The sequence below is a fragment of the Nocardia sp. NPDC047038 genome, from assembly GCF_040644075.1.
Lineage (GTDB): Bacteria > Actinomycetota > Actinomycetes > Mycobacteriales > Mycobacteriaceae > Nocardia > Nocardia sichangensis.
The window spans coordinates 417684-430671 of the sequence record NZ_JBEYVQ010000005.1 but is presented as its reverse complement, the minus strand read 5'-3'; the positions used below and the strand labels follow the sequence as shown (position 1 = coordinate 430671).

At 69.9% G+C, this 12988-nt stretch carries 3 protein-coding genes; all 3 read left to right on the top strand.

What is annotated here, in order from left to right; genetic code table 11:
• The first annotated feature begins 70 nt into the window (after positions 1–70).
• The 3 genes from ABZ824_RS21190 (at position 71) to ABZ824_RS21180 (ending at position 12982) form a co-directional block, all read left to right on the top strand.
• Positions 71–10378, top strand: coding sequence for an amino acid adenylation domain-containing protein (locus ABZ824_RS21190; RefSeq protein WP_356964881.1), 10308 nt, complete (start codon positions 71–73; stop codon positions 10376–10378).
• 238 nt (positions 10379–10616) lie between these two features.
• The gene (locus ABZ824_RS21185) at positions 10617–11606 is read left to right on the top strand and encodes an alpha/beta hydrolase family protein (RefSeq protein WP_355076310.1); all 990 of its coding nucleotides are present in this window, start codon (positions 10617–10619) and stop codon (positions 11604–11606) included.
• A 134-nt stretch (positions 11607–11740) separates the two neighbouring features.
• Positions 11741–12982: an Nramp family divalent metal transporter gene (locus ABZ824_RS21180; RefSeq protein WP_356964899.1), complete on the top strand. Its 1242-nt coding sequence runs from the start codon at positions 11741–11743 to the stop codon at positions 12980–12982.
• The last annotated feature ends 6 nt before the right edge of the window (positions 12983–12988 follow it).

Sequence of the window (12988 nt, the reverse complement as noted above, 5' to 3'; positions counted from 1 at the left end):
CGCCGTGGTCGCCGATCCCACCGTTCCGGTCGGCGATCTCGACCTACTCGCCGACACCGAGCGCACCGACGTGCTCACCGCGTGGAACGACACCGCCCATCCGGTGGAGCCCGCCACATTGGCATCGCTACTGCGCCGGACCGTCGCTGCGACGCCGGGAGCCGTCGCGCTGGTCGCGGACCTATCCGGCGGCGACCGCGTCGAGCTGAGCTACGCCGAGCTGGCCGCCCGGGTGAACCGCCTCGCCCGTTACCTGATCTCGGTGGGCGTCGGCCCCGAAACCCGGGTCGCGCTCGCGTTCCGCCGATCAGTGGATCTGGTCGTGGCGATGTACGCGGTGGCCGAGGCCGGTGGGGCGTATGTACCGGTCGACCCCGACCAAGCCGCGGACCGGACCGACTACATCCTCTCCGTCTCCGCCCCGGTGTGTGTGCTGAGCAACGCGGAGTCGGACTTCGATACCGATGTCGCGCCGGTGGTGCGGCTCGAAGATCTGGAACTGACCGCGGTCGCGAGCGTGCCGCTCACCGACTCCGAGCGGGGCGTGCCCCTACGGCCGGAGAACACGGCCTACGTCATCTTCACGTCGGGTTCGACCGGACGCCCGAAGGGCGTCGCGGTGCCACACGCGGCGGTCGTGAACCAGTTGCTATGGAAGACGGCCGAGTTCGAGCTGACGCAGGACGACTCGGTGCTGCTGAAGACGGCGGCCACGTTCGACTTGTCGGTGTGGGAGTTCTGGTCGGCCGCTGTCCGCGGTGGCCGTCTGGTGATCGCCGCGCCGGATGGTCATCGGGACCCCGCGTATCTGCACGACCTGATGGTGCGGGAATCGGTCACCACCCTGCACGTGGTGCCGTCGATGCTGGCGGCGCTGTCGGCACACCGGCCTGCGGCGGACGACTGGTCGCCACGGCGGGTGCTGGCGATCGGTGAGTCCCTACCCGGTTCGGTGGCGCAGCGGTTCCTACGCGACTGTCCGCGTACGGAATTGTTCAATCTATACGGTCCGACCGAGGCGGCGGTGTCGATCACCAGCCATCGGGTGACGCTCGCTGACGAGATGTCGGTGTCGATCGGCGGGCCGGTGTGGAACAGCCGGGTGTTCGTGCTGGATGGTCGTTTGCGTCCGGTGCCGGTGGGTGTGTCGGGTGAGTTGTATTTGGCTGGTGCGCAGTTGGCGCGTGGCTATTTCGGTCGTGCGGATCTGACGGCGGATAGGTTCGTGGCGAATCCGTTCGAGCCGGGTGCGCGGATGTATCGCACTGGTGATTTGGTTGCGTGGACGAGCACCGGCGAACTGGAATATCGGGGTCGTACGGACTTCCAGGTGAAGATTCGTGGTTTCCGTATCGAGCTGGGTGAGATCGAAGCAGCGTTGCTCGCGTTGCCGGAGGTCGCGCAGACGGCGGTGATCGCGAAGTCGGATCCGAAGACGGGTGACCGGTTGGTGGCCTACTTGGTGGCTGCGGATGCCGAGGCCGGTGTCGATGTGGCGCGGGTGAAGTCCGAGCTCACTGCTGGGTTGCCGTCGTACATGGTGCCGTCGGCGTTCGTGGTGTTGGATGCGTTGCCGTTGAACGTCAACGGCAAGCTCGACCGCAAGGCGCTGCCGGAGCCGGAGTTCGAGATTCAAGCCTTCCGTGCGCCGTCGACTCCGATCGAGGAGATCGTGGCGTCGGTGTTCGCCGAGGTGCTCGGGGTGGAGCGTGTCGGCGCGGATGACGATTTCTTCGCGCTTGGTGGTAATTCGCTGTTGGCGACGCAGGTCGCGGCGCGTATCGGGGCGGCACTGGACACGCGTGTGCCGGTCCGCGCGATCTTCGAGGCAGCGACCGTCGCCGCACTCTCGATCAAGGTCGAGCGGGGCTCCGGTGAACGCAAACGTATCCCGCTCGTCGCGGGTCCGCGTCCGGACCGCATCCCGCTGTCGTTCGCGCAGCAGCGCATGTGGTTCCTCAACCAGTTCGACACCTCGGCCTCGGTCTACAACATCTCGGCCGCTATCCGCTTGTCCGGCGACCTGGACGTGGCCGCGTTGCGGCTTGCCGTCGCCGACCTCGTCGCCCGTCACGAGATCCTGCGCACGATCTACCCGCAGACGCCGGACGGCCCGGTACAGCGGGTCCTCGCTCCGCACGAGGTTGCGGTGGATCTGGCTCCCGTGCAGATCGGCGACGAGCACGTCGCGGGCGAGATTCAGCGGGTCGTCGCCGCGGGCTTCGACGTGACGGTCGAGGCGCCGTTGCGCGCGAAGCTGTTCCAGCTCGCGGGCACCGAATACGTGCTGGTTTTCGTCGCCCACCACATCAGCGCCGACGGCTGGTCGATGGGCCCGCTGACCAGGGACCTGATGCTGGCCTACGTGGCGCGCACCGGCGGCCAGGAGCCGTCCTGGGCCCCGCTGCCCATCCAGTACGCCGACTACGCGCTCTGGCAGCGCGACGCGCTCGGCCCCGACGACGACCCCGAGTCGCCGGCGGGCGAGCAATTGGATTACTGGACTACCGAACTCGCCGACCTGCCCGACGAGCTGAACCTGCCCGCGGACCGGCCGCGCCCGCCCGCCCAGTCCTTCGCGGGCGGCAGAGCCGATTTCGTCATCGAGGCCGACGTGCACGCCGCGCTTGCCGATCTCGCGCGGCGGCACAACGCCACGCTGTTCATGGTGGTACACGCCGCGTTCGCGGTGTTATCGGCTCGTCTGTCCGGCACCGAGGACATCGCCATCGGCACGCCCGTCGCGGGCCGCGGCGAAGCCGAACTGGACGACCTGATCGGCATGTTCGTCAACACGCTGGTGCTGCGCAGCCGGGTCACGCCCGGTCTCGGCTTCACCGAACTGCTGGCCCGCACGCGGGAAACGGACCTGCGCGCCTTCGCCAACGCCGACATCCCGTTCGAGCGGCTGGTCGAAGTGCTCGCCCCCGAACGCTCGGCCGGTCGCCATCCGCTGTTCCAGGTGGCGCTGTCGTTCGAGAACCTGTCCGCGACCGGCTTCGAGCTACCCGGCCTGAGCCTCACCGCGCTCGACCCGGCCGCCGACACCGCCAAGTTCGACCTGCTGCTGACCGTGCGCGAGCAGCGCGCCGAATCCGGTGCGGAAGCCGGCCTGGCCGCCGAATTCACCTACGCTCGTGACCTGTTCGACGAAGCGACCGTGGTCGAGTTCGGCCGCAGGTTCCGTCGCATCCTGTCCGCGGTCGCCCAGCGCCCGGAGACCGCCGTCGGCGATCTGGAGATCTTGGACGACTCCGAGCGCGCGGAGCTGATCGCCCGTACCGGCGCACCCGCCGTGCCGACGCGCACGCTGCCGGAACTGATGGCCGCGGCCGTCGCCGGGAATCCGGCCGGAATCGCCGTGGTCGCGGACGACCGCACCTTCAGTTACGCAGAACTCGACGCGGCTTCGGCGCAATTGGCGCGTGCGCTGATCGACCGCGGCGCGGGACCGGAAGTGCCGGTCGCCATCGCGATCCGTCGTTCGGTGGAATCCGTGCTGGCACTGTGGGCGGTGACCAAGACCGGGGCGGCGTTCGTTCCGATCGACCCGACCTATCCGGCCGACCGCGTCGCGCGCATGGTCGCGGACTCCGGCGTAGCACTCGGCGTGACGCTCACCGCCGAACTGGACAACCTGCCCCTGCCCGGCGGCTGGCTCGCCTTGGACGATCAGGACTTCACCCTCGACGTCGCAGTGCGCTCGGATAACCCATTGCGGCCAGACGAGCTGCGCGGACCGCTGCGCGCGAGCAACGCCGCGTATGTGATCTACACATCCGGCTCCACCGGCGTGCCGAAGGGCGTCGTGGTGACCCACGAAGGCCTGGCGAATTTCAGCGCCGAACAGGTGGAGCGCTATCGGCTCGACAGTTCCACCCGTGCCCTGGCGTTCGCCTCGCCTTCGTTCGACGCGTCGGTGCTGGAACTGCTGCTCGCGCTGGGTTCCGCGGGCGTGCTCGTGGTTGCGCCGCCGTCGACCTTCGGTGGCGCGGAACTGGCCGAGCTGATCCGCGCCGGAGGCGTCACGCACGCCTTCCTCACGCCGTCGGTGCTCGCCTCGCTCGATCCGGACGCGTTGCCGGGGGTGCGGGCCGTCGTGGCGGGCGGCGAAGCGGTGCCCGCCGATCTGGCGGCCAAGTGGACGACCGTGTCCGAACGCGATTTCCACAATGGTTACGGGCCGACCGAAACCACCATCATGACCAACATCAGCGACCCGCTCCGGCCCGGCGAACCGGTCACGATCGGCGGACCGATCCGCGGGATGCGGTCGTTGGTGCTCGACAGCAGGCTGCGCCCGGTGCCAGAAGGGGTCACGGGCGAGTTGTATCTGGGCGGCATCCAGCTCGCGCGCGGCTATCACGCGCGCTCGGCACTGACCGCCGCTCGCTTCGTGGCGGACCCGTACGGCGTGCCCGGCGAGCGTCTCTACCGCACCGGCGACCTGGTGCGCTGGCGCCGCGGTGGCGGTGCGCCGGTCCTGGAGTATATGGGCCGCAACGACTTCCAGGTCAAGGTGCGCGGCTTCCGCATCGAACTCGGCGAGATCGACGCCGCGCTCACGGCCCAGCCCGAAGTCGACTTCGCCGTGACACTCGGTCGCGAAACCGGTTCGGGCGCCACCATGCTGGTCTCGTACGTGCTACCCGCCGAGGGAGCGACGGCCGACCCGTCCGTGCTGACCGAACGGATCGGACGCAGACTGCCGGAGTACATGGTTCCGGCGGCGGTCGCCGTGCTCGACGCGATTCCGCTGACCCCAGCGGGCAAACTGGACCGCAAGGCGCTGCCCGCGCCCGAGCCGGCCCTCCGCGCCTACCGCGCGCCGCGAACCCCCGCCGAACTGGTGATCGCCGAGGTGATCGGCGAGGTGCTCGGTCTCGAACGGGTCGGGATCGATGACGACTTCTTCGCCCTCGGCGGCGACAGCATCGTGTCCATCCAAGTGGTCTCCCGTTCGCGCGCACGAGGTGTGACCTTCGCGCCGCGGGACGTCTTCGAATGCCGGACCGTCGCCGCGCTGGCCCGCGCCGCCGCGGTGGAGGGCGGCGGCCCCGGTGACGAGGCGGGCGAACTACCGCTGACGCCGGACGCCGCGCGAATGCTGGACGAAGGCATCGAAGTGCGGGCCATCGCGCTCGACATCCCCGAGACCTGCTCCGTGGAGACGGTGCACGGCGCGGTCGCCGCAGTGCTCGAGCAGCATCCGATGTTGTGGGTACAGCTGCGCTACGGCGAGGACGGCACGCCGGTGCTGCGCATTCCCGCCGCCGCCGAACGCACCGGCGAGGCGTTCCGCAGGCTGGACCCGCAGCGCGGCGAGACTTCGCTGCCCATCGATGACGTGGTGCAGGCGGTCGCGGCCGCCCTCGACCCCGAACAGGGCCGCAACATCTACTTCGTGCTCACCGGCGGACCCGAGGCTCGCTCCACGCTGATCGTCGTGGCCAGCAGCCTCGTCATCGACGACGTTTCCTGGCGGGCGGTCGTCGACCAGCTCACCGCACGGTGGGAGCGGGCGCGCCACGCCGCGCCCGCGAGCGCCGAAACCGACCTCGGCGTGCTCATCCGCGCCCTCTCGGCCAAGGCGCACGATCCGGTCACCGTCGCCGAAATGGATTGGTGGCGACTAGCGCTCGGCTCCGTCCCGGAGGGCGCGGGAACCGAGGGACGGGATCTGCACGCACGCAGCCGGGTATCGCTCACCATCACCGCGGAGGGTGCGGCGGCCGTCGCCGCGGCCGCCGAGGCCTACCACGCCGGGGTGGAGGACATCCTGCTCACCGCGCTGGCGCTGGCACTGCAAACCTCCGCGGGAGAGACCGTCACACGCGCCATCGGTTCGGTCGTCCGGCTGTCCGCCGACGGTCGCGCGGCCACCGACGCCGATGGGGCGAGCACGGTGGGCGGCTTCGTCACCGAATATCCGCTGCCGTTGCGGTTGAGCCGGATCGACATCGATGAGGCCCTGATCGGCGGACCGGCGGCGGGCATCGCGATCGCGCAGATCAAGGAGTTGCGCCGGTCGGTGCCCTCGCGCGGTGTCGGCTACGGCCTGTTGCGCCATCTCAATGCCGAGACCGCCGCCGAGCTGCGTGGCCTCGGGCGTGGCCGGTTCGCGCTGCGCTACCGGGATCTGCGTCCGGCGCGCGTGCACACCGACATCCCGTCGGACGACCTGCTGCTCGTACTGACCGTCGACGCCACCGACGACGGCCTGCTCGCCCGGTTCGATTTCGCCGCCGCCGCGTTCCGCGGTGAGGACGCGAAAACGTTCGCCGAGCACTGGATCCGCGCGCTCGGCGGCCTCGCCGAGCACGGACTGCGCCCGGACGCGGGCGGCTACACCCCCTCCGATTTCCCGCTGGTGCGGCTCAAACAGCCCGACATCGACCGCTTCGCCCGCGCCTACCCCGACCTGTCCGACGCCTGGCCGCTCACCCCGCTGCAATCGGGCATGTTGTTCCACGCCCTGCTCGCGGAGCGCTCGGTGGACGTCTACACCACCCAGTTCGTGCTCGATCTCAGCGGCGCGGTGGACGCCCGCCGGATGCGCGCGGCCGCGCAAGCGGTGCTGGACCGGCACGACAACCTGCGCGTCGCCTTCGCCGACGACAGCGAGGGCAAGCCCGTACAGATCGTGCAGGATTCGCTGGAGGTGCCGTGGCGACTGATCGATCTGGGTCAGCTGGAACCCGACGCGGCCCGAGCCGAACTGGAGCGGATCAAGGCGGCGGATCTGGCCGACCACTTCGACATGCGGACCGCGCCGCTGTTGCGGTTCGCGCTGATCCGCTCCGCCGCGGCCCGCTACCACCTGCTGGTGACCAGTCACCACATCCTCGTCGACGGCTGGTCCATGCCGCTGTTGATGAAGGATCTGCTCACCCTGTACGCGTTCGGCGGCAAATCCCGGCACCTGCCCTCGGTGCCGTCCTACCGCGACTATCTGGCCTGGCTGGTCGCTCAGGACGCGGAAGCGGCCCGTTCCGCGTGGCGCGCCGCGCTGGCCGGTGTCACCGAGCCGACGCCGCTGGGGCCGGTCGATCCCGGCCGCGAGATCGCCTCGGGCGTGGGCGAAGTCGGGTTCGAGTTGTCCCCGGCCGACACCACCGCGCTGACCCGGCTCGCGTCGGGGCTGGGCGTCACGGTGAACACCGTGGTGCAGGCGGCCTGGGGGCTGTTGATCGGTCGCACCGCCGACCGTGACGACGTTGTCTTCGGCGCCACCGTGTCCGGCAGGCCGCCCCAGCTGGACGGTGTCGAGGCGATGGTCGGCCTGTTCCTCAACGCGATCCCGGTGCGGGTGCGGCTCGACCCGACCGGCACGCTGGGTGGGCTGCTGCGGCAGCTACAGGCCGAGCAGGCCGCCCTGCTGGACTATCACTACCTGGGGCTGAGCGACATTCAGGAAGCCGTCGGCGTGGAGGGGCTGTTCGACTCGCTCGTCGTGTTCGAGTCGTTCCCGGTGGACCGGGAGGGCCTGGACCGGGCGGGCGCCATCGACGGTATGAGCGTCACCGGCGTCGGCGCGGTCAACGGCACCCATTACCCGTTCACGGTCATGGTGGTGCTGGACAACCAATTGCGCGTCTCGGTGAAGTACCTGCGCGACGTCATCGACGAACCGGCGGCGCTCGCGCTCGCGCAGCGGCTCTCGGCGCTGATCGGCCGCTTCGTGACCACTCCTCAGGCGCGCGTCGGCGATATCGACGTGCTGCTGGACGCCGAGCGCGCCGAGCTGGCCGCGCACAACGCCACCGACGCGCCGGAACTGCTCGACGGTGCGACGTTGACCTCCCTGTTCGACGCGCAGGTGGCGCGCACGCCGGACGCGCCGGCGGTCCGCTTCGGCGACACCACGCTCACCTACGCCGAACTCGACTCGCGCGCCCGGTCCTTGGCCGTCGAGCTGATGCGTTGGGGCGTCGGCCCGGAGACGCTGGTCGCCGTGGCCATGCGGCGCGGCATCGACCTGGTCGTCGCGATCTACGCGGTGCTGCGCGCCGGTGGCGGTTACGTCCCGATCGACCCGGACCACCCGGCCGAACGCAGCGAGTACGTCCTCGGCAGCGCCGCCCCGATCTGCGCTCTGACCACCACCGCGGACGCGTTCGACACCGCGACCGGCGTGCCGGTGGTCGCCGTGGACACGCTGTATCTGCCTCCGTACGAAGGTCCTTGGCCGCAGGAGGAGGTACGTCCGGACACCGTCGCCTACGTCATCTACACCTCCGGCTCCACCGGCCACCCCAAAGGCGTGATGATCACGCACCGGCAGATGGTGAATCAGTTCCGCTGGGCGCAGTCGGCCTACCCGCACGGCGGCGACGACGTGGTGCTGCACAAGACGCCGATCACGTTCGACATCTCCGCCTGGGAGTTGTTCTGGCCGTTGCAGACCGGGGCGTCGATCGTGATCGCCGCGCCCGACGGGCATCGTGACCCGGCCTATCTGGCCCGCGTCATCGTCGACAACGCGGTGACCACGGCGCATTTCGTGCCGTCGATGCTGGACGCGTTCTCGGATCCGGTGGCAGGTTCGATCGTGGCGTACCCCTCGCTGCGCCGGGTGTTCGCCGCGGGCGAGGCGTTGTCCGGGGCCACCGCGAAAAAGTTCGCCGCGGCCGTGCCGGGCGCCGAGCTGATCAACTGGTACGGCCCCGCCGAGGCCACCGTGGTCACCGGCCATCCCGTGCGCGACACCGCCGCGGCGGCGGTTCCGATCGGCATCCCGGCGGCCAACACCCGCGTGCACGTGCTCGACCGGCAGTTGCAGCCGGTGCCGCTGGGCGCGGCGGGCGAGTTGTACGTCGCGGGTGCGCAATTGTCGCGCGGCTATCTCGGGGCCCCGGCCCTGACGGCCGAGCGTTTCGTCGCCCATGCGGGCGGCACCCGGCTCTATCGCACCGGGGACATCGTGCGCTGGCACGACGGCGCGCTGGAATACCTGGGCCGCAGCGACTTCCAGGTCAAACTGCGCGGCCAGCGCGTGGAACTCGGCGAGATCGAGGCCGTGCTGACGAGTCAGCCGCAGGTGCGGCACGCCGCGGTCTCGGTGGTGCGTGGCGCCACCGGCGATCGGCTGGTCGCGTACGTCGTCGGCGCGCCGGGGACGACCCTCGACGAAGCCGCGTTGGCGGCGCACGCCCGCGCCGCGCTGCCGTCGTACATGGTGCCCTCGGCTGTCGTCGCGCTCGCCGAGCTTCCGCTCAACGCCAGCGGCAAACTCGACCGCAAGGCGCTGCCCGCGCCGCCGTTGGTGGCGCGTCCGTACCGCGCGCCGGGCACGCCGCTGGAGCGGACCGTGCTCGAGGTGTTCGACGAGGTCCTCGAACCCGGCCCGGCGCATCGGGTCGGGATGGACGACGACTTCTTCGGCCTCGGCGGTACCTCGCTGGTCGCCACGCGGGCGGTCAGCAGGCTGCGCACGCTCACCGGCGCCGAGGTGCGGGTGCAGTGGTTCTTCACCGACCCGACCCCGGCGGCGCTGGCGGCCCGGATCATGGCCGCGCTGGCCGACGATCACGACTACGACCAGGACTCGAACGCGGCGCTCGGCGTCCTGCTGCCGATCCGCACCATGGTGCCGCACGACGTGGCCGCCGCCGAGCCGCTGTTCTGCCTGCATCCGATGTACGGGTTGTCCTGGTGCTACGCGGGCCTCGCGCGCTACGTGCCCGCAGGCACGCCGATCTTCGGCCTGCAGTCCCCCGCGCTCACCGAAGAGGGCTACCTGCCGGAGTCGCTGTTCGAGATGGCGCACCGCTACGTGGCCGAGATCCGCGCGGTGCAGCCGCACGGGCCCTACCGGCTGCTCGGCTGGTCGCTCGGTGGTGTGCTGGCGCACGCGGTGGCGACCGAACTGCAGGCCGCCGGCGAGGAGATCGGCCTGCTGACCATGCTCGACAGTCACCCCGACATCGACGTCACGGATTTCCGGGCGGCGATCCGCGAGGCGCTGGCCGAACTCGGCATCGGCGCGGACGCCCTGCTGCCCGGCGAGGGCGACGTCCACGATCTGAGCGAGGACGCGCTGGCCGCGCTGCACGCCACCATCCCGCCGGACATGGCGGTGCTCACCCCGGACCGGGTGCGCCGGATCTACCGCAGCGCGGTGCGCTCGGCCGAGTTGATCGCCGAGCACCGGCCGGACGTCTTCCGGGGCCGATTGGACTACTTCAGCGCGGCCGGTCACGACACCGCGGCGGCCGGCTGGCAACCTTATGTCGACGGCCGGGTGGACGATCATCCCGTCGGTGTCTCGCACGATCAGATGACATCGCCGGAAGCGCTCGCGCAGATAGGTCCCAGATTGTCCGAGTTGCTCGATCCCCCGGGGTGGGAAGCGACACGGAACATGGGGCGGTCATGATCGAGCCGACACCGTTCCGGCATGATAGGGCAACGGTGCGGTAACGAAGTCCACTGTTGTGACGACTACATAGGCCGTATGGTCGGGCGGGATGCCTGGGCATCCACCCCGGCGTGTGGGGCATGCAGAGCGAATCTCGAGACGAAGCGAAGGTGCGAAATTGATACGTCGACAGAGCCGGCGCGGTGGCCTGCGGGCCGCGGCCGCCATCGCGGCAACCGCGGTGCTCGCGGGGATGATGACCGGTCTCGGCGCGTCCAGCGCGACAGCTGATCCGATCATCGATTCCAAGACTCTGTTGGGCAACCCGGTCGCCCCGGACGGTTCGCGTATCACCAAGGCCGAGTACAAGGACGCGCGCAGCATCCGGCTGTACGTGTACTCGGCGGCGATGGACGAGAAGGTCATCATCGACGTCCAGCGCCCGGCCGACGCCTCCGTGCCGCGTCCGACGCTGTACCTGCTCAACGGCGCGGGCGGCGGCGAGGACGAAGCCTCGTGGCAGGCGAAGACCGACGCGCTGCAGTTCCTGTCGGACAAGAACGTCAACGTGATCCAGCCGATCGGCGGCAAGTGGAGCTACTACACCGACTGGATCAAGGACGACCCGGTACTCGGCCGCAACAAGTGGAAGACCTTCTTCACCGAGGAGCTGCCCCCGCTGGTCGACGGCGCGCTGGGCACCAACGGCGTGAACGCCATCGCGGGCCTGTCCACCTCGGGCACCACGGTGCTCGCGCTGCCGATCGCCAAGCCGGGCCTGTACAGGGCGGCCGCGGCCTACAGCGGTTGCGCGCAGACCAGTGACCCGGTCGGCTCCGAGTTCGTCAAGCTGACCGTCGAGACCTGGGGCGGCGGCAACACCGACAACATGTGGGGTCCGGAAGGCTCGCCGGACTGGGTGGCCAACGACCCGTACGTGAACGCCGAGGGACTGCGCGGGCTCGACCTCTACATCTCCACCGGCAACGGCCTGCCCGGCCAGTACGACACGCTCAACGGTCCGTACGCGCTGCCCGGCGCATACGGTCTGGCCAACCAGATCGTCATCGGCGGCGTGATCGAGGCGGGCACCAACTACTGCACGCACAACCTGAAGAACAAGCTGGACCAGCTGGGCATCCCGGCCACCTACAACTTCCGCGACTCGGGCACCCACTCGTGGGGCTACTGGCGCGACGAATTCCAGCTGTCGTGGCCCGTGCTCGCGAAGGGGCTCGGTATCTGATCCGAATCGAGCCGGGACCGACCGGCAAGATTCCTCCGACCGCCTGGTCGCCGCTGTCGCGCGACCAGGCGGTCGTCTTTATGGGGTAACCTTCACAAAAAAGTTCGGGAACCCGTAAAATTCAGTTCGTGGGTATTACGTTGGTCGAGTCGACCAAGTCCGTCACCGGGCGCGCGCGTGCCGCGACCGTTCTGCTGGGGCCCGCGTTCGTCGCGGCCATCGCGTACGTCGATCCCGGCAACGTCGCGTCCAACATCAGCGCGGGCGCGCAGTTCGGCTACCTCCTGGTCTGGGTCATCGTGCTGGCCAACGTGATGGCGGGGCTGGTCCAGTTCCTCTCGGCCAAACTCGGCCTGGTCACCGGGTGGTCGCTGCCGGAGGCGGTGCGCGCGAAGGCGAGCGGTCCGGTCCGGCTGGCCTACTGGGGCCAGGCGGAGACGGTCGCGATCGCCACCGACCTGGCCGAGGTGGTCGGCGGCGCCATCGCGCTCCATCTGCTGTTCGGCCTGCCCCTGCTGGTCGGCGGCGTGATCACCGGCGCGGTGTCGATGGTTCTGCTGCTGGTGCAGGACCGTCGCGGCCAGCAGCCGTTCGAGCGGGTGATCACCGGGATGCTCATGATCATCGCGATCGGATTCCTGGCGAGCGTGGTCATCGCCCCGCCGTCGGCCGGGGGCACGGTGGGCGGTCTCCTGCCGCGCTTCCAGGGCACCGAGAGCGTGCTGCTCGCCGCCGCCATGATCGGCGCCACGGTCATGCCGCACGCGGTCTACTTGCATTCCGGCCTGGCCCGCGACCGGCACGGGCAACCGGCGCCGGGGCCGCTTCGCGCGAGGCTGCTGCGGATCACCAAGGTCGACGTCGGGCTGGCCATGATCTTGGCGGGCACGGTGAACCTGGCCATGCTGCTCATGGCGGCCAACACCCTGCGCGGCCGAAACGTCGAGACCATCGAGGACGCGCACGCGGCCGTCGGCGACGTGCTCGGCCCGGCCGCCGCGCTGCTGCTCGCGATCGGCCTGCTCGCCTCCGGCCTGGCCTCGACGTCGGTCGGCGCCTACGCGGGCGCGATGATCATGCAGGGCCTGTTGCACCGGCGAATCCCACTGATCACACGCAGGCTGATCACGTTGATCCCCGCCATCGTGGTCCTTGCGCTGGGGATCGACCCGACCCGCGCGCTGATCATCTCCCAGGTGGTGCTGTCGTTCGGCATCCCGTTCGCGCTGATTCCCTTGGTGCGCTTCACGAGTGACCCAACGCTGATGGGCGCGGACGTCAACCATCGCGTGACCACCGCGTTGGCCTGGACGGTCGCGGCGATCATCTCCTTGCTCAATGCCGCCCTGATCTATCTCACCGTCACCGGGCGGTAGCCCGCG